Source organism: Streptomyces sp. NPDC044064 (assembly GCF_056434245.1).
Genome location: NZ_JBWKFN010000002.1, coordinates 53,037 through 70,140, shown reverse-complemented (window position 1 = coordinate 70,140; position 17,104 = coordinate 53,037). Strand labels below are relative to the sequence as shown.

The following is a 17,104-nucleotide window of genomic DNA, read 5'->3' as shown; positions in this document are numbered from 1 at the left end:
GGTGCTGTCCGACAGCGCACATAGCGTGAGGACGCATTGTTCCTGCGGCCATGGGGGTCACGATGGATACGACACACCTGCTCGTCACCGACCTGGAGGTGGACACCACGCTCGCGGACCAAGCGGTCCCGCCGGCGATCCGCGCGGTGTGGCAGTTGATCTGGGAGTCAGAGGTCGGGCTGGATGAGGTCCTGGCGTTCGATGTGCCGGACGCGGAGTTGGATGACCGCCTCGTCGTCATCCGGCACGCCAAGGAGGGCGGTGTCCTCGAGGCGGGGGTCACCGCCTCTGCGGCCAACGTGCTCCGTGAGCTGATTGGGGCGCGTACCGAGGGGCCGCTGTTCACCGTGGACGGGCGGCGGTTGACCAAGACCGCGGCGGCGGCAGCTTTCCGGAAGGCGAGCGGCGGGCGCACGATCCACGCTCTGCGGCTCACGCGGCAGATGAAGGCGAGGCGTCCCGCCCGGCTCAGCGCCCGAGCAGGGCAGCCGGAGGGGAAGTCCGCGTGAGGCGCGCGGAAATGCACACGGCCCCCGCCGAAGCGGGGGCCGTTTGGCCTCTTGGAGAAGACCGCCGCCACCATAGCAGCGTCTCGCCGGCGTGCGCGTGCGGCTACGCTGCCCTCTGCATCCAGGACGGACAGCGGAGGACGGGGATGAGCCGGCACGAGCCCAAGCCGTACTTGGTCGGGCACCAGGAGTTCGCCGCGCTGTACCGCGTCGATCCGAAGCAGGTCGCGCAGTGGCTGGCCCCGAGCCGGGGCGTGCTGGACCCAGAGACCTCCATCGTCGTCAGCGGGGTGCGGTACTGGCCGCTCGGTTTCGCGGCCAGGTGGGGCGCGACGACCGCGCGGTTCCGCCAGGTCGACCTCGACGTCAAGGCGCGGATCATCGCGGAGCAGGGCAAGGGCTGGGAGCCGGACCTGGGAGATGAGCTGCCGCCGATCGTCGGCCAGCAAGAGGTCATCGAGATGTTCCACCTGCCCGCACAGGGCAACCTGGCGACGACCATCGCGACAGGGCGGTTCCCGGAGCACGACTGGCTGCTCTCCGGGTCGATGCTCTGGATGCTGGACACCGTCCTGGAGGCAGTTCCCCAGCTCCGCGAAAGCGCCAGGGGCCTGCCATGGGATGTGGACGAGGACGTCGCTGCCGCCTTGCGTAACGGCACGTACGACGGTCCCGGCAGCCGCGTCCTGACCCGAGGCCGTCACGCCCGAAAGGCCCTCTGACCTGCGCAGAAACTGTACTTAGCCCCGAAATGCGAATAAGATATATGTAACCCCCTTCGGGGGTTCGGATTCGCCAAGGAGGCAGCAGTGCAGTTCATCGCCACGCAGGATGGCGGAGAGGTCGCCATCATGGACGCCCGCGAGGCCCTGGTCATGGAGGGTGCCCTCTCGCTCTACGTCCTGAAGCATCCCGACTCGAACGTCGCCATCGGCGCTCTGCGGGCGGCGTCGGCGGCCAATGAGGCGCGCGAGGCCCGCATGGACGACGCGGCAGAGCGGGCCTCCGCCTGATGCGAGGCGGGGTGCGAAGTCGTCCCGGTAGCCGGTGGGGTTGATCATCTGTCCGCCGACCCGCAAGATAGGTGACATTCTTGAAAGATGTCATCAGGGGGTGGGTATTGGCAGCCGTCCAGGACGAGATACCGGGCCTGGTCATCCACACCGTGAGGCAGCCGGAGGGCCAGCCCGCGTCGATCCAGGCTCAGTTCGAGACGTTCCACCAGCTCAACCCCTGGGTGCTCCGCGCCCTGGAGGCGTTGACCGCCGACTACTTGGAGCGCGGCGCAAGTCGCGTCGGGATCGGGATGCTCTTCGAGGTCCTGCGCTGGCGGTACGTCATGGCGACCGAGGGCGACGAGTTCCGCCTCAACAACAACTTCCGCAGCCGGTACGTCCGGTTGCTCATCGAGCGCCACCCCGAGTGGGCGCGCGCATTCGAGGTCCGCAGCCTGCGGACCGACTGACTCTTGGAGAGATCGTGACCGACGACCCATCCGCCGAGCCCGCCATCGTGGAGGGCACGGTGGTCGAGACCGCCCGAACGGCCAGCCCCGCCGTCCGGCCGAGCGCCATTGTTCTGCGCGCCGGCCAGGACGAGTTCGACCACAAGCAGCTCTCGACGCTGGCCCTGATCAGCCCCGGCCTGTCCGGCGCCCCGCGCGGCCACCTGGCGATGTTCTTCCACTACTGCGTACGGACCGGACTCGATCCGTTCGCGCGGCAGATCTACATGATCGGCCGCACCAACTGGAAGGCGGCCGACAACCCTGACGAGCCCGAGAAGACCTGGACCATCCAGACCGGGATCGACGGCTTCCGCACCGTTGCCCACCGGGCGGCGGCGAAGGCCGGGGAGTCCATCTCCTACGAGGACACCGTCTACTACGACTCCGAGGGCAACGCCCACGACGTCTGGCTGTCCAAGGCGTACCCGTCGGCGGTCAAGGTCACCGTCGTGCGCGGTAGCGCGCGCTTCCCGTTCATCGCCCGGTGGGACGAGTTCGCCCCGACGTACTACGACCGCAAGGCGGGCGCATACGTCGTGGCGAAGATGTGGCAGCAGATGCCCGCTCACATGCTCCGCAAGTGCGCCGAAGCCGGATCGCTGCGCATGGCTGCGCCGCAGGACCTGTCCGGCGTGTACGTGGACGAGGAGATGGAGCGGGCTGACGCCGAAGCTGTCGTGCGCGAGGCGGAAGAGGCGACCCGACGGCTGCGCGAGGCCGCCGGACTCGAAGCGGGCGGCGGCAAGGAGGGCAAGGCGGGCAGCGAGCCTGCCGGCACCCAGGAGGAGGGCCAGGGCGACGGCGTGGACAAGCCCGCACCGAAGAAGCGGGCACGTGCCGCGAAGAAGGCCGACCCGAAGCCCGAGCCGGAGTCGGCCCCTGAGCCCGACCAGGCCGACGAGGCCCCCGCCCTGGCGAAGCGCGCACCGCGGAAGCGCACCGCCGCGTCCCGCCGCGCCGCCTCCTGACCCTGACGACACCGGGTGCCGCCCGCTGTCGGCGGGCGGCACCCCATCCTCTTGGAGAACACCGTGACCACCATGGCCATCGCGCCCGACCGGCCGGTCAGCCTGTGGCCCGCCGCTCACGCGGCGGACGCACGCCGTCCCCGTTCCCAGCAGACAAAGCTCGGCGCCAGCGACACCGTATGCGCACGCCGCGCCGGGTACCTTCTGCACGGCCGGACCCCCACCGACCTCGGTGAGAAGCGCAAGGCGATCCTCGGGACCTGGCTGCACGCCGGGATACTCGACGCCGCCCGCGAGGAGTACGGCTGGCTCGTCGAGCGCCGCGTCGAGGACCAGACTGTCCGGGGCCACATCGACGCCGTTCAGCTCGACCGCGCCACCGCCGCCCGTCTCCCGAAGCGGCTGCGCCCCACACTCCCTGCCGAGGAGACGACCGTCGAGGACGTGAAGACCAAGAGCACCTACCAGTGGGACAGTGTCCTGCGGTACGGGGCGAGCGAGGCCGAGCTGCGACAGGTGTACCTGTACGCCGACCTGCTCGGCGCCGAGGGCTTCGCCAGCGTCCGGGGTCAGCGCCAGCTCGCCCGCCTCGGGCCGGTGCCGGTCGCCCGAGTCCGCTTCAGGTTCATCAACCGGGACAACGGCGACGACCACGTCCAGGAGATCGCCTACGAGGCCGACCGTGCGCGCCGCGCCCGCTGGTGGGTCCAGCAGGTGCGCTCGGCCGCCTCTCCGGAGGAGTTGCCCCGCACGTTCCAGGGGCCGGGCATCTCCGCGATCTGCGACCACTGTCCGTTCCGCACCGCGTGCTGGGGGCCGCTCGTCGCCGGGCGTTCGCCGCAGAGCCTGCTCATCCACGACGACGGGGAGCGCGCCAAGGCGCTGACCGAGTATGCCAAGGTCTCCGAGCAGATCAAGCCGCTCAAGGAGCGGCAGAAGTTCCTGCGCGCCCAGCTCGACGGCTCCGAGCCCGGCGTCTACGGCGACAACGCGTTGAAGTGGAGCGGCGGCAACCCGACCAAGGTCGATGACGTCGAGGCGATGGTCGCGCTGTACCGCCGGGCGGGGCTTGAGGTGCCGATGGCCCCGGACGCCGCGGCGATGAAGGCGACGCTGAAGGAGGTGGGCATCCCCGTGCCCACGCGCCTCGACCACGACCGGCGGACCGCGGTGAGCATCAACGTCACCGCGTGCAAGAAGCCCTGATCGCCAGGTGCGCGGGCGCTGGGTTGGCGTGCTCCGCGCCCGCGTGGGGCGGCAGGACCCGGACGCAATCACGGAGAGGTGCCGGTGAGCATCCAACTGATGGTGGTCGCTGCCTACTTGCCGAAGGAGGTGATCAACACCACGCAGAAGCTGGTCCTCATGAAGATCGCGGACTCGGCCGACGACCAGTCGAGGCTCGCCCGGCCGGGCCTGGAACGGATGATGGCCTGGGCCGGTGTGGGCGAGAAGCAGGTCATCACGGTGGTGACCCAACTCGTCGGGCTCGGCCTGGTCGAGCGAGTCACCATCGGTCGCGTAGGCCGCCGTGCCGAGTACCGCGTGTTCCCGCACGGCGTGCCGCCGATCCCGTCGACCGAGGAGCTGATCGAGCGGCGCCGTGCGGCGCAGCGCGCCCCGACCAACCCCCGGCTGGCCCGCAAGACCCCACGCCGCAAACCGTCGTCGGCGGCCCGTACGCAGCAGGACGTCGCCGCGCGGGAAGAGGCGCGGGCCGCTGCAGGAGCGACTTCCGGGCCAGGGTTGCCCCGGGGGAACCCTGCGGGGGCCGAGGGCAGGGTTGCCGAAGGGGAACCCAGTGGGTTGCCGCAGGGAAACCGGGCGGGTTCCCCTGGGGAAACCCCTTCTCTTCCCTCTCCTTCCTCTTCTCTTCCTTACCCCCCTTCCCCCACGGCTGGCGCCGCAGGGGAGCCGGGGGCGGGGCAGGAGGAGGAGCAGCGTGCGGGCTGCCCGAAGCACGCCGAACCGGTGGCGAACTGCCGGGGTTGCGGTACCAACCCGCGTGCGGGGCGCGAGCAGGCGCGACGCGAGGCGGCCGACCGTGAGCGCCGTGGCCAACAGGACTGGCTCAGGGAGTTCTTCGCCGAGCAGGAGCGGCGCGTTGCGGAGATGGACCCTCAGGCGCTGGAGATGGCCCGCCAGCGAGTGAGGGACCTGGCCCGCATGGGGCGTGAGGCAGGGGCCAACTCCCGGCGCGGAGCAGGGCGTTCACGAGATCGGAAACATTGACGCCCAGGTGTGCGCCATTAAGATATAAGCATGAGTTCGGAACTGGTCGAACTCACCAACCTCTTGGAGACCGTCTTGACCGACACACTCACCACCACCCCGGCCCCCGACGCCTACGTCGTGGTCGCCGAAGTGATCCATGGATCGCACCTCCCTCCGCGCCTCGGTCGCGGCCTGTACTGCTCGGCCGAGTGCGCCGAGCACGGCGTGCACGAACTCGTCGGTGAGCTGGCCAAGGAGGAGGGCGGCAGCGGCTTCGCCCTGCCCTATGAGGGGCGGACGATCGGCTGCGTCGTCACCCACGGGGGCCGGATGTGGGCGGTGCAGATCCTCGCCCGCAGCGAGCTGCCCACCGGCTGACACTCGCGCCACATCAGATAGGTGACATTTTTCAACGGCGGGTGCGCATTCTGTGCGCCCGCCGTGCACACCCTCTTGGAGAACGGCACATGACCACCACGATCGCGGCTCTGCCCGACCACAACAGCACCACTGACCCCCTGTGGCAGGAACTCTTCCGCCGCTACAGCCACGTCATCAGCCCGCTGCGCTACGCGGGCTGGGTCACCGACATGGAGACCTGCGGCGGCGAGTTCTTTGTCCGCGCCGACCTGCGCGACGGCACGGAACTGATCATCGCCTCCGAGCACAGCCTGCCCGCCGACCCCGCCGAAGTGCAGGGGTGGAACGTCGTCCGCCAGAACGTGCAGGACCCGAGCCAGCACACCGTCCTGTACGACTCCACCCCCAACGGCCCGCAGCGCCACCACGGCAACAGCCTCATCCCGCCGATGGTGCGCATCGACGCCCTGGACGTGCCCAGCCGAGGGCCCCGGCTGATCGTCTCGGCCACGCACATCGCCCCGTACGGCGCCAGCCACAACCAGGTCGCCGGGACCGAGGGCGCGGCGATCGCTGTCGCCCGCCACTCGGAGTGGTCGCAGCGGCTCACCGGCGATGAGGGCTACCGCCGCGTCTGGCAGCGAAGCGAACGCGAGGGCTACCCGCTGTCGGTGTTCGAGAGCGCCGGACACATCACGACCGTCCGTGTCACCCGCAGCGATGACTGACCGGCCGCGCAGCGCACCACGCCCCACCGGGGGCGCGGACCGGTGATCTGGCTGCTGATCGTGTGCGCCCTCGGACTGCTGGGGTTCACCGCCCTCGGCATCGAGGACAGCCGCCACCACCGCGCGTTACGCGCCACCGACCAGTCCTGACCACGGCCGCCCGGCCCGCCCACCGGGCCGGGCGGCCCCGCCTCTTGGAGACCACGACCTTGCCCCGATCTATCCACCTGCTCTGCGGAGCGGGCGGAGATGGCCAGGGTCTGCTCGAAGCCGGATTCGAGCCGATCCTCGGCATCAATCACTGGCAGACCGCGATCGACACCTTCTCGATCAACCACCCGACCGCGTCGGCTCGCTGCGCCGACATCCAGAACTACCCCATGCGCTGGCTCCCCAAGGCCCTGGTGCTCTGGGCCTCGATCATCTGCACCGAGGTCAGCCCCGCCGGCGGGCGGAAACGCCCCGACCCCGTGCAGGACGCCCTCTTCGAGGAAGAGGAGCAGTGGCGCGAACTGCCGCCCGAGGCCTTCGAGATGACCCGAGTGACCGCCTGGTGCGTGCTGCGCGCTGCCGAGGCGAAACGGTTCCCCTGCGTCGTCGTGGAGAACGTCGTTGAGTTCATCACCGACTGGCTGTTGTTCCCCGAGTGGATTCGCGCGATGAAGAAGCTCGGCTACCGGGTCCAGATCGTTTCGGTGTCCTCCGCGCACATCGGCTCGGAGACCAATGCGTACGCCCCTCAGTGGCGCGACCGCGTGTATCTGGTTTTCACCCTGTCCGGCATCCGCCGCCCCGATCTTGCGCCGCGCCCGCTGGCCTACTGCGTGGAGTGCGGGCGGGACGTCAAGGCGCGCCAGAGCTGGCGCGACCCGCGGGTGAAGGTGGGCAAGTACCAGCAGCAGTACGACTACCGGTGCCCGAACACCCGCTGCCGACACGCCCTGGTGGAGCCGTATGTCCGGCCCGCCTCCGACGTGATCCTTTGGGACAACATCGGCCAGCGGATCGGGGACCGCACCAAGCCGCTGGTGCCCAACACCATGCGGCGGATCGCGGCCGGTCTGGACAAGTTCCCCTACAAGCCGTCCGTGGTCACGCTCACCCACGGCAAGGACGGAACGGACCGGGCCTTCTCCCCGCACGCCCGGCCGCTGCCCACCCGCACGGCCAAGCTCGGCGAAGCCCTCCTGGTGCCGGTCGGCGGCTCGTGGAACGACACTGCGACCTCGGCGGCCGAGCCGATGCGCACCCGCACCACCCGCGACAGCGAAGCCCTCGTCACGGTGGACCCGTTCATCGTGGAGTTCCGCAACAACTGCGACGCCGCGCCGATCGACGCTCCGCTCAGCACGATTGCCACGGCCCGCCATCACGGCCTGATCGTGCCTGATGGCGACGTGCGGACCAGGGCTCGCAACACCCTGGTCATCCCGTACCGCAAGGCGTCGCCGAAGACCGCGGCCGGGCCGCTGCACACCCTTTCCACCCGCGACTCGGCGGCGATCGTGCGCAGCGCCCCCGCCATCGAGGACTGCTACTTCCGGATGCTTCAGCCCCGCGAGCAGTTGTCGGCCCAGCGGTTCCCCGAGACATACGAGGTCGTCGGCACCAAGGCCGCCCAGACCCAGCAAGCCGGCAACGCGGTGAGCGTCAACGTCGCGCGCTGGATCGGTGAACGCCTCAAGCCCGTCCTCGCCTGACCTCCACCTCCGAAGAAGAAGGGATATCCCTGCCATGACACCGGCAGCCCACGACGCAGTGACCATCCTCGCCCAGCAGCGAGACCACCTGGCCCTCGCGCTCCGCCGAGCCGAGCAGGCTCACTGTCTGGGCATCACCGACCACCTTGCGGCCAAGATCCGCGCCCGCTGCCCCCAGGCCGCCTACGTGGCCTTCGACCGGAGCGGCGAACACCGCAGCGTCACCGTGCACGGCGTGCTCGGTGAGCAGACCAGCCCGCTCGGGGGGTGCCCCTGGCTGTGGGACGGCACCGAACCGGGCCATCCGCTCAACGAGATCGCCGAGGACATCGCCCTCGACACCGAGCACGCACTCATTCCCCCGACCTCACCGGCGTGGGCGCTCGTGCACCGCAACACGGCCATGGACGGCAGCTGGCTCCTGGAGCTGCCACCGGTCGACCGAGTGGCGCGCGTGGCCGAGCTGATACGCGGGCACCACCCGGCAGCCACGGCGGTCGTGGTGGACGGCCGCGCTGGCGGGGGCCGCGTCGTCGGAGTTGTCGAGGACCAGCACGACGGTGAGGAACACGTTCCCGCGGTCCGGCCGCGCCTCAGCGACTCCTGCGACGACGCCCTCACCCGCCTCGTGGCGCAGATCTTCCTTCTGCCGCCGCTGGCTGACCGTCACCTCACACCGGTGCCGCCCGGCTTCGCCCACCCGTACGGCTCCAGCGTCAGTGACCAGGTGCGCCTGATGCCGCTGCCGCCGACCGCCTAGTACAGGAGAGGAGGAGCAGATGAGCGGCATCGGGTGGGCCAGCGAAGCCCCCTGCGCCGGGGACGCCCGCTTCACGTCTGAACAAACGGCGGCAGAAGCCCCGACGGAGCCGCTGGTGCGCGCCCTCCTCGCGATCTGCCAGAGCTGCCCGTTCCGATCCCAGTGCATCGACCTGGTCCTGCCAAACATGAGCCTGTTCGACGGCGTGTGCGGCGGGCGGTTCTGGCGCAACGGGCGGGTCCTTGAGACCTGCAAGGGCGCGCGGCCCGCCGAACTGCTCGAACGCGGCCGTCGTCCGATCACCCACGGCACCGAAGCCGGTGCCCGCGCCCACAGACGGCGCAGGGAGCGCGCCTGCTCCCTGTGTCTGGAAGCCGACAAGCTCGCCCAGCGGGCCCGCCGGGCCCGCAAGCGTACTTCCGGCTTCCGTCCTCGCCCCGACAACTCCTGCGGAGAGTAACTGTGTTCACCATCAAGGCCCGAGACCTGGCGGTCGTCCTCGACCAGGCTGCCCCGCACCGCTACCAGGCCGACGACACCTGCGAGCCCGAAACTCTGATCCTCGACTGCGCCTCCCGCTACCTGCACGTCGTCGGATGCAGCGCGCGGACGCTCGCCGTCGCTCGCGCGTCGGGCAAGGGGAGCGACGTGTGGACAGCGCCTATCGGCTTCGACGACGTCGCCGCGCTGCGCGGCTGGCTGGAGTCGTCCGACACCGTCACCATCGAGCACCTGACCGTCGAAGGCCACCAGTTGCTCCGCTTCACCGAAGGCGTCGCGCAGCTCACCGTTCCCGCCGCATCGCACCTTCACCGCCTGCCCTGGCGCGTGCTGCTGCGCATCATGCTCGACGCCCGCAACCACCCGCTGGCCCAGGGGCGCCCCGTGCAGCTCAGCCCCGATGACCTGTCCCTGTGGCTGAACGCCGGCGCCAACGGGGAGGCGATCGAGTTCCGCTCCCTGGGCCTGGTGGGCACCCTCGTGACTGCCGGAAGCGACTTCCTCGGCCTCCAGACCCCGCACGGCTGGGACGGCCCCGAGCCCGGCGAAGGGTGGTCCATGTCGCTGCGTGTCCGCCGGTTCTCCTTCGCCGGGCAGTTCCTTGAGGTCGGGGCGCGCTACGCCGATGCCACCGGCACGCTGTGGATCGTGCCCGGCAAGCCCGGCCGCGGTGAGGAACCGCACCTGGTCTCGGCCGACTTCGTGGCCGTCGCTCTGCCCATCTCCCAGGTTCTCTCGGCCGGGAAGCTCCTGGTCCGTGTGCACAGCTGACTCAAAGTAGGTGACATTTATGAATCAACATGTGTGCATTCGTGGTCCGGCCTGTGAGCAGTGTGCGGACCCCGGCTTCGGGCTGCATCCCTGGCCCGCGGCGTGGCGTGCGCGCCCCTCGACTCCTGCGAACCACTCGAATCGGAAGGAAGACCCAGTGAACAAGGCCCAGCTCATCGAGGTGGTGGCCGCGGCGACCGGCGACCGCGCCCAGGCCAAACTCGCCGTGGAGACCACGCTCGACGCGATGGTCCGCGCCGTCGTCGGCGGAGAGGTCGTCTCCGTCACAGGCTTCGGCAGCCTGACGCCCGAGACGCGCCCGGCCCGAACCAGCCGCAATCCCCAGACGGGTGAGCCAGTGGAGATCGCTGAGCGCCGTGTCGTGAAGTTCCGCGCCGGCGCGCGGTTCCAGGACCTCGTCGCGCTCCGCCGGGCGATGCCCGAGTCCGGCAACTGCATCCAGAAGGACCCCAAGACCCCCAAGGCCGCCCGCCCGTAACGCTGCACATCTGGGGCCGTCTCTGCGCGCGCCGAGACGGCCCCACCGAAGGAGTACGACATGAACGACCGTTCCGTGGGCGTTGAGGTTGACGCCACCACGACGTGGCTGGAGGGGCGGGGGCTGTCCGGCGCGGCCAGCCTGTTGCGTCGCGTCGCCCGGCAGAGGGACGAAGCCGTGCGCCAGCTCGGCCCGCGCCCCGCCGTCGCACCCGCACTTCAGGCGGGCGGTGCCGAGCCGACGGCACCGCGCGATCTGGACGCCGCAGCCGAAACGGCCATGCTTCGGACCGACTTGGCCCGCCTCCAGGCCTTGGCGGAGCGCGCCGGTTGGGTGGCCGACTCCGACGCGAAGCGCCTGGTGCACTGGCGCGACGGCTGGTGGGAGCTGGGCCACCGCCGCAGGAACCCGAAGAACGGCTACCACGACACCGGCTGGTACCTGTGGGGCCCGGCCGGCAGCTACGAGGGTGAGTTCGTCGACCGGCGCCGGAGCCCGGCCATGACCGAGGCCGACCGGCTGATCACCAAGCACCTGGCCATAACCCGAGGGGACAGCCGGTGAACGGTCAGATCGAGCTGGTCAGCGCCCGCGCTGTGAGCGGCCCCGAGCCGGTGCCCGACCTTGCTTCCGCTCACCGCATCATCGTCAGCAATTCCGGCGGCAAGGACAGCATCGCCGCAATGGACGAGGCGGTACGCCTGGCCGACGAGGCCGGGGTCCGCGACCGCATCGTGGTCCTGCACATCGACCTCGGGCGCACCCCGCGGCGTCACAGCGTGGAGTGGCCCGGCACGGTGGACCTGGCACGCCGTCAGGCAGCCCACTACGGGCTCCCGTTCGAGGTCCGCCGGATGACGAAGTGGCCGTCCCTCGTCCACCGCATCCGGGCGCGCGGACAGTTCCCGCACTTTGCGACCCGGTTCTGCACGTCGGAGAAGCGGGGCGTGGCCCACCGGTTCATGACCGAGCAGGTGAACGGCCTCGGCATATCCGGCCGCACGGCGCAGCTCGTGCACGTCATGGGCTTCCGGGCGGAGGAGTCCCGTGCCCGCGCCCGGCGTCCCGCGGTCGAAGTCGACCACCGGGCCAGCAACGGGCGCCGCACGGTGACCCAGTGGTACCCGGTCCTGCGCTGGAGCACCGCCGAGGTGTGGCAGCGCATCCGGGAACAGGGCCTGCCCTACCACTGGGCGTACGACGCCGGCATGTCCCGCCTGTCGTGCAGCCTGTGCGTCCTCGCCTCCGTCCCGGACCTGGAGTGTGCGGCCAGGCTCCGGTCCGAGCTGGCGCGCGAGTACGCCGACCTGGAGGAGGAGATGGGCGTCCCGTTCCGGCGGGAGTTGTCGATGGCGGAGGTCATCCGGCGCGCGGGAGGTGCCGCGTGACCGCGGAGCTCCAGAGTGCGCCGGTGACCCTGCCGAGCGTCCAGGAAGAGGGGGAGTGGCAGCCCCGGGTGGTGGGCCTTGACCTGTCGCTGACCTCGACCGGCATCGCGGGCACGGACTGGGCGCACGCTTGTCGGCCCGGCCGGCGCCGGAGCCATGAACGGCTGGACTGGCTGGTCGCGGCCGTCGCGCTGAGCGTGAAGGACGGGGCGGACCTGGTGGTCGTCGAGGGCGCCGCGTACGCCCAGGGTGCGCAGGCCGGGCACCATGAGCTGGCCGGGCTGTGGTGGTTGGTCACCCAGTACCTGTGGCGCCACCGCATCCCGTATGCCGTCGTCACCCCGCACGGGCGGACGATCTATGCGACCGGCCGGGCGAACCCCGCTCAGGAGTGGCCTCGCAAGGACAGGTCCCGCGTCGCGAAGGGCATGGTGCGCTCGGTGGCCGTCGAGCGGTACGGGGTCGAGTGCGAGGGGCCGGGCCGCTACGACCAGGCGGACGCCACGATCCTCGCCGCGATGGGCCTCGACTGGCTCGGCTACCCCACCGTGCCCGTGCCCGACTCGCACCGTCGCGCGCTGGAGTCGGTCCGTTGGCCCGACCTCATTCCGGCCGCCGCGAATTAGGGAATTGAATTGCGGAAACTAAATGTGCATTCGGTTGGGTGTACCTTGCTTTTGGGATATTTGCCATTAAGATATAAGTAAGGAATTCGGGAAATGCCTGAACCGGAAGGGGAATTGGAAGTGGAAACCCAGAACCAGGGATGCGGCTGTGAGTGCAACAGCGGCGGCTTCTGCGGTGGCTGCGGCCACGCCGGATGCGGACGCCGCTAGCCCGGCCCGAACCCCAGAGAACCCCGCGCCCCCGGCTTCGGTCGGGGGCGTACCCATACGCGCAAGCGCCTCTTGGAGAACCCCATGAACGACTACTCATCCGGAGTCCTGCAACTCGCCCACGAGATAGGGCTCGACCCCGAACACGTCGCTCACGCCATGCGCCTCGCCTCGCGCACCTTCGCCCGGGTGCAGGTGTCGACCGGCATGACCCTCGACCAGTTCCGCCGCCTGTTCACCCAGGACCGGCACTCCATCGTCATCGTCGCGAACATCGCCATGCGCCACGCCGGCCGCCGCGAAGACGCACAACTCCTCATGGACATTTACAAGGCCGCCGTCGGCAGCCTGCCGTACGAGCGCCCCATCCACACCGGCGTCGGCACCCTGCCCGAGCACCACAGCCACCCGCACGTCCAAGAGGCCGTGCGCATCCTGACCGCCGCCGGAATGCCGCCCATCCACACCGACGGCATCCACGAACTGCGCCCCGGCTTCCAGGTCATGCCTGACGACACCGGCCAGTTTCCCGGCTGGGTGTTCATCCAGCCCGACCCCGGCGCCAAGGCCCGCACCGGCTTCGCCGGCGGAGACCTCGGCTACCTCGCCGTCATGCGCTGGGCCGGATGGGGCGTCATCACCGAACGCCTCCCCGGCGGCCTGTACGCCGCCTGCCACCCCGACCACAAGAGCGACCCCTTCCCCACCGCCCCCACCTCCTGACCGCACCCGTGCCCGGCCGCACCACGCGGCCGGGCACGGCCCATCCGAAAGGCACCAGCCCGTGAAGCTCCCCGTTGACGACGCCACCCTGACGTCCTGGGCCCAACTGCTCGGCCTCACCGACAACCAGACCGCAACGACCCTCACCGAGATCGAAAAGACCCTGCGCGTCGGCTACGAGCACCGCCCCGACGAGCTGCGCGACTCCAGCTTCGACGAGCTCATCAGCGACATGGACGCCGAGGAGGCCGCCCTGATGTTCCTCATCGGCGGACTGCGTCAGGCCGGACACCCCGAAGCCGCGTACGCCATCGAGGTCCGTGGCGTTTTCGCCACCCTCCGGGACCTCCAGCAGACCAGCTGATCCCGCTCCCAACCCCCTCTACACACCGCCCCGGTCGCGCACCGCGCACCGGGGCGGCCTCATGCGCGCCCGCAGAAAGGAATCCGCATCCATGTCCGACGACTTCTTGCCCCGCGCGGCAGCCCCGGCCACCGCCGTGCGGCCCGCGCCCTCATGGGCGAAGAAGCCCCCGCCCCGGCCCAAGGCCCGCCCCACGGGCAAGATCACCGCTCGCCGCTACGCCGCCCCACGCGACCCGCACGAGCATGCCCGCAAGATCGCGGAGAACGTCCTCGATGCCTGGTATCAGTCCTTCGGCGGCAGCAGCATCGACGTTCCCCTCGGCACCGTTGCCGGGCTCTCCCTGCTGCGCAACGTGCCCGGCCTGGCGGACTGGGTGCTCAACCTACGGCCCGAGCAACTCCCGCAGCTGTTCAAGGAGATCTACCTCGGCCACTGGATCAAGCGCCCCGACCTGATCAATCGTGCGATACGTCTGCACGACTGGGCCTGGAACCCTGAGCCGGACAAGCAGCAGCTGCGCGCCGTCCACGCCGTCACCCGCGCGGCCATCAACACCGGCCTGATGGACCTCACCGGCCACGACGACGTCTGGCGACGCTCCGAGGCCGACGTCCTCAGCCCCCTGCTCACCGGCCTGCGCCACAAGAGCGACAAGAAGTGGCGCGGCGAGTACCACACGCCGGCGTGCATCACGGACCTGATGGCCAACATGACCGTGGACAAGGACTTCGCCAAGCCGGGCATGTCCTTCCGCGAGCCCGCCGTCGGCTCCGGCACCATGTTCCGCTCCGTCGCCCAGCGCCTGCGCGACCTCGGCCTCAACCCGCACGACTTCCACTGGTACGGCAACGACATCGACTCGCTGTCGGCCGGGTGTGCCGCCGTCAACGCGATCATCTGGGACCTCGGCCCGCGCTGCCTCATCGGCTGCGCCGACTCCCTCGCGCCGGACGACGACTACGCCAAAACCTGTGCCGAAGCCGCCGAAGCCTTCGAGCAGCGCGACGAGTACATGGACACCGCCACCACGATCATCGCCCACCGCCGGGCCCTCGCCCTCCTCGACGAGCTCATGCCCAGCAAAGAGAAGGTCGCGTGACCGAGCCCGACTCATTCGCCCGACCCGGCACCACCCCCACAACACGCCGCCGACGCCCGGCTTTCGCCGGACCCCGCGACGAAATCGACGTGCCGCCCCTCGACCACATCGCCCCCACCCTCGACCCGCCATGGCACAAGGAGGACACCGACACACCCGAACGCACCGCCACCTACCACCACCCCGACGGGCACCGCATCGGCCTGCGCATCCAGCCTCGCGGCCTCGCCATCCAGAGCTGGATCACCGCGGGCCCCGACCTGCCGCCGATCCCCGGCGGCACCGACATCGAGCAGGCCGAAGCGCAAGCCGCCAACGACGCCCGGCTCCAGCCCGGCCGCACCTGGCACACCGTCCTGACCACCCGCACCAGCAAGGCCCTGGCCACCGACCTTGCCGCGCTCGTCCGCGAACGGCTGCTCCCCGCCCTCACGAACAAGCCACGCGGCATCCCCGCCCCCGCACCGCCCGCCCGCATCGGGCAGACCGACCCCGAACCGCAGGAAGAGGGAACCCAGAAGTGAGCACGACCGACCACACCGTGCAGGTCACCACCCTGCCCAACCTCGCCCAGATCCTGCCGTACCTCCTCGGCCACTACCCCGACGACAGCATCGCGCTCCACGCCCCCGGCCCGAACTTCCATGACGGGCCGACCATGACCTGTCCTCTCCCCGAGGACACCACCGAGTGGCAGGCCATCGCCGAGCACGCCGCCCGCCAGTTCGTGACCTACGCCCGCGACCGCGGGCACGACCCCGCCCAAGGCGTCCTCATCTACCTGTGCCGCGAACCGCGCCCCGGCCAGAGCCCCGAAGACACCGCGGCCCTCCTCGCTCCCCTCAGCACGTGGCTCACCGATGAGTTCCACGAGAACCGCGCCACCGTCCTCCAGACGATCGGTCTCGTCGCGAACCGGTGGTGGGCCTACGAGTGCGACATCGACGGGTGCTGCGAGGGCGAACCGCTCCCGTCGCCCGACGAACCGACCAGCGTCGTCGCGCAGATGACGCGCCTCGGCCGCACGCCCGGCCCCCGCATCCGCGACATCATCAAAGAGTTCCGGGCCACAGCAGACCCCGACGTAATCAACGAACTCCACACCGCCGCCGACCACTTCAAGTCGCGCAGTGCGACCAACGCCGGGCGCGACGCGGCGCTCATGGCGACGTTGGACCAGATCGACGCCGCCATCGGCAAGTTCCGCGACGGGGCCACCGCCCTAAGCCGCGCCCTGACCACGCAGCTGATCGTCGGACTGCAAGACGACGCCGCCGTAGAAGCCGGCATGGCACACGCCCAGGACCACGACCTTCCCCACGCCCGACGGCTGTGGGCCTACCTCGCCCGGCACTGCGCCGAACCGTTCGCCCAGGAAGGCGTGCCCATCCTGACGCTGTACGCGTTCGTCGCCTGGAGGCAAGGTGACCTCATCGCGGCCCGGCTCGCCCTGCGCGACGCCATCACCACCAACCCTGACTACGAACTGGCCACCGGCATACACCTCGGCGCCATTGACGGCGAAGACCCCCGAGACTTCCTCGCCGCCGCCCAGGCGGGTCGCGCCGAACGCCTGACGCACATCCGGCACGCCGTCGAGGTCGCCAGCGAGTATCACCCCATCACCGACACCACCGCCGCGCGCTACCGCGAAGCCCTCGACACAGCCACCATCAGCCACAACTACCAGGACGTCACCGAGACCGAACGGCTGCTCACCCGCCACGCCACCGTCGACATCATCAACGGAGCCTTGGCCGACTTCCGCAACGGCCGACCCCAGCTCACGGACGACACCGCCGCCCGCATCATCCACGGCCTGCAAGACCTGCACGTCAGGGACGCCGCACTGTCCACCGGCGAAGAGAGCGACCTTCCCTACGAACGGCAGCTGTGGGGCTACCTCGCACGGCGCTGCGTACCGCCGCACACGGGAGACGCACCGCCGCTCCTCACCCTCCTCGCCTGGGTCGCCTGGCGACAGGGCGACACCGTCACCGCCAGCCACGCCCTCCACGAAGCCATCGCCATCTATCCCGGCTACACCCTGGCCAGGCTGCTGCTCGACGGCATCCGCAAGCAGTGCGACACGGCCCTGCTCCTGGCGCAGTACCGCGACGCGGCAGCGGAATTCGCCGCAAGCCGCCCGGATCTCGACACCCCCTGACCAACAC

The 17,104-nt window shown here is 70.2% G+C and carries 22 protein-coding genes; all 22 read left to right on the top strand.

The genetic code is table 11. The annotated features are described in order from the left end of the window. Window positions 1-62: 62 nt before the first annotated feature. The 22 genes from AC07DS_RS03375 (at window position 63) to AC07DS_RS03270 (ending at window position 17,097) form a co-directional block, all read left to right on the top strand. Window positions 63-509 carry a hypothetical protein gene (locus AC07DS_RS03375; RefSeq protein WP_479142248.1) on the top strand — a complete coding sequence of 149 codons (447 nt, stop codon included), beginning with the start codon at window positions 63-65 and terminating at the stop codon, window positions 507-509. Window positions 510-655: 146 nt separating this feature from the next. Continuing rightward, a complete protein-coding gene (locus tag AC07DS_RS03370) occupies window positions 656-1,231 on the top strand; it encodes a hypothetical protein (RefSeq protein WP_479142247.1) in 576 nt (191 codons plus the stop codon). 87 nt (window positions 1,232-1,318) lie between these two features. Then, entirely contained in the window at window positions 1,319-1,522 is a 204-nt protein-coding gene (locus AC07DS_RS03365; protein WP_472023259.1) for a hypothetical protein, read from the top strand. 107 nt (window positions 1,523-1,629) lie between these two features. After that, a complete protein-coding gene (locus AC07DS_RS03360; RefSeq protein ID WP_360822728.1) occupies window positions 1,630-1,974 on the top strand; it encodes a hypothetical protein in 345 nt (114 codons plus the stop codon). Window positions 1,975-1,988: 14 nt separating this feature from the next. Then, complete coding sequence (locus AC07DS_RS03355) at window positions 1,989-2,984, top strand: recombinase RecT (RefSeq protein ID WP_479142245.1); 996 nt, start codon at window positions 1,989-1,991, stop codon at window positions 2,982-2,984. A gap of 72 nt (window positions 2,985-3,056) precedes the next feature. After that, complete coding sequence (locus AC07DS_RS03350) at window positions 3,057-4,190, top strand: PD-(D/E)XK nuclease family protein (protein ID WP_479142887.1); 1,134 nt, start codon at window positions 3,057-3,059, stop codon at window positions 4,188-4,190. A gap of 84 nt (window positions 4,191-4,274) precedes the next feature. Continuing rightward, the gene (locus AC07DS_RS03345) at window positions 4,275-5,216 is read left to right on the top strand and encodes a helix-turn-helix domain-containing protein (RefSeq protein WP_479142244.1); all 942 of its coding nucleotides are present in this window, start codon (window positions 4,275-4,277) and stop codon (window positions 5,214-5,216) included. A 30-nt stretch (window positions 5,217-5,246) separates the two neighbouring features. After that, entirely contained in the window at window positions 5,247-5,576 is a 330-nt protein-coding gene (locus tag AC07DS_RS03340; RefSeq protein ID WP_479142242.1) for a hypothetical protein, read from the top strand. Window positions 5,577-5,665: 89 nt separating this feature from the next. Further along, the gene (locus AC07DS_RS03335; RefSeq protein ID WP_360822742.1) at window positions 5,666-6,286 is read left to right on the top strand and encodes a hypothetical protein; all 621 of its coding nucleotides are present in this window, start codon (window positions 5,666-5,668) and stop codon (window positions 6,284-6,286) included. 209 nt (window positions 6,287-6,495) lie between these two features. Next, complete coding sequence (locus AC07DS_RS03330) at window positions 6,496-7,986, top strand: DNA cytosine methyltransferase (protein ID WP_479142241.1); 1,491 nt, start codon at window positions 6,496-6,498, stop codon at window positions 7,984-7,986. Between the two features lie 34 nt (window positions 7,987-8,020). Next, window positions 8,021-8,746 carry a hypothetical protein gene (locus AC07DS_RS03325; RefSeq protein ID WP_479142240.1) on the top strand — a complete coding sequence of 242 codons (726 nt, stop codon included), beginning with the start codon at window positions 8,021-8,023 and terminating at the stop codon, window positions 8,744-8,746. A 19-nt stretch (window positions 8,747-8,765) separates the two neighbouring features. Then, window positions 8,766-9,206 (top strand): hypothetical protein, encoded by a 441-nt coding sequence (locus tag AC07DS_RS03320; protein ID WP_479142238.1) that lies wholly within the window; start codon window positions 8,766-8,768, stop codon window positions 9,204-9,206. Window positions 9,207-9,208: 2 nt separating this feature from the next. Further along, the gene (locus AC07DS_RS03315) at window positions 9,209-10,018 is read left to right on the top strand and encodes a hypothetical protein (RefSeq protein WP_479142237.1); all 810 of its coding nucleotides are present in this window, start codon (window positions 9,209-9,211) and stop codon (window positions 10,016-10,018) included. Window positions 10,019-10,175: 157 nt separating this feature from the next. Further along, entirely contained in the window at window positions 10,176-10,517 is a 342-nt protein-coding gene (locus AC07DS_RS03310) for an HU family DNA-binding protein (protein WP_479142235.1), read from the top strand. Window positions 10,518-10,577: 60 nt separating this feature from the next. Next, window positions 10,578-11,081 carry a hypothetical protein gene (locus AC07DS_RS03305; protein ID WP_479142233.1) on the top strand — a complete coding sequence of 168 codons (504 nt, stop codon included), beginning with the start codon at window positions 10,578-10,580 and terminating at the stop codon, window positions 11,079-11,081. Next, a complete protein-coding gene (locus AC07DS_RS03300; protein ID WP_479142232.1) occupies window positions 11,078-11,905 on the top strand; it encodes a phosphoadenosine phosphosulfate reductase domain-containing protein in 828 nt (275 codons plus the stop codon). The genes AC07DS_RS03305 and AC07DS_RS03300 overlap by 4 nt, the downstream gene beginning before the upstream one ends. After that, window positions 11,902-12,531, top strand: coding sequence for a hypothetical protein (locus tag AC07DS_RS03295; RefSeq protein ID WP_479142230.1), 630 nt, complete (start codon window positions 11,902-11,904; stop codon window positions 12,529-12,531). The genes AC07DS_RS03300 and AC07DS_RS03295 overlap by 4 nt, the downstream gene beginning before the upstream one ends. Window positions 12,532-12,825: 294 nt before the next feature. After that, a complete protein-coding gene (locus AC07DS_RS03290; protein ID WP_479142228.1) occupies window positions 12,826-13,464 on the top strand; it encodes a hypothetical protein in 639 nt (212 codons plus the stop codon). A 61-nt stretch (window positions 13,465-13,525) separates the two neighbouring features. Beyond that, a complete protein-coding gene (locus AC07DS_RS03285) occupies window positions 13,526-13,828 on the top strand; it encodes a hypothetical protein (protein ID WP_479142227.1) in 303 nt (100 codons plus the stop codon). Between the two features lie 91 nt (window positions 13,829-13,919). Next, a complete protein-coding gene (locus tag AC07DS_RS03280) occupies window positions 13,920-14,930 on the top strand; it encodes an N-6 DNA methylase (RefSeq protein ID WP_479142225.1) in 1,011 nt (336 codons plus the stop codon). Further along, window positions 14,927-15,454 carry a hypothetical protein gene (locus AC07DS_RS03275; protein ID WP_479142224.1) on the top strand — a complete coding sequence of 176 codons (528 nt, stop codon included), beginning with the start codon at window positions 14,927-14,929 and terminating at the stop codon, window positions 15,452-15,454. The genes AC07DS_RS03280 and AC07DS_RS03275 overlap by 4 nt, the downstream gene beginning before the upstream one ends. After that, on the top strand, window positions 15,451-17,097 hold the full coding sequence (locus AC07DS_RS03270; protein WP_479142222.1) for a DUF4192 family protein: 1,647 nt from the start codon (window positions 15,451-15,453) through the stop codon (window positions 17,095-17,097). The genes AC07DS_RS03275 and AC07DS_RS03270 overlap by 4 nt, the downstream gene beginning before the upstream one ends. Window positions 17,098-17,104: the final 7 nt, after the last annotated feature.

What these genes read in the sequence shown, in the direction of transcription:
- AC07DS_RS03375 (WP_479142248.1), top strand. Translation starts at nt 63, where the DNA reads ATGGATACGACACACCTGCTCGTCACCGACCTGGAGGTGGACACCACG.
- AC07DS_RS03370 (WP_479142247.1), top strand. Translation starts at nt 656, where the DNA reads ATGAGCCGGCACGAGCCCAAGCCGTACTTGGTCGGGCACCAGGAGTTC.
- AC07DS_RS03350 (WP_479142887.1), top strand. Translation starts at nt 3,057, where the DNA reads ATGGCCATCGCGCCCGACCGGCCGGTCAGCCTGTGGCCCGCCGCTCAC.
- AC07DS_RS03340 (WP_479142242.1), top strand. Translation starts at nt 5,247, where the DNA reads ATGAGTTCGGAACTGGTCGAACTCACCAACCTCTTGGAGACCGTCTTG.
- AC07DS_RS03335 (WP_360822742.1), top strand. Translation starts at nt 5,666, where the DNA reads ATGACCACCACGATCGCGGCTCTGCCCGACCACAACAGCACCACTGAC.
- AC07DS_RS03325 (WP_479142240.1), top strand. Translation starts at nt 8,021, where the DNA reads ATGACACCGGCAGCCCACGACGCAGTGACCATCCTCGCCCAGCAGCGA.
- AC07DS_RS03320 (WP_479142238.1), top strand. Translation starts at nt 8,766, where the DNA reads ATGAGCGGCATCGGGTGGGCCAGCGAAGCCCCCTGCGCCGGGGACGCC.
- AC07DS_RS03305 (WP_479142233.1), top strand. Translation starts at nt 10,578, where the DNA reads ATGAACGACCGTTCCGTGGGCGTTGAGGTTGACGCCACCACGACGTGG.
- AC07DS_RS03290 (WP_479142228.1), top strand. Translation starts at nt 12,826, where the DNA reads ATGAACGACTACTCATCCGGAGTCCTGCAACTCGCCCACGAGATAGGG.
- AC07DS_RS03280 (WP_479142225.1), top strand. Translation starts at nt 13,920, where the DNA reads ATGTCCGACGACTTCTTGCCCCGCGCGGCAGCCCCGGCCACCGCCGTG.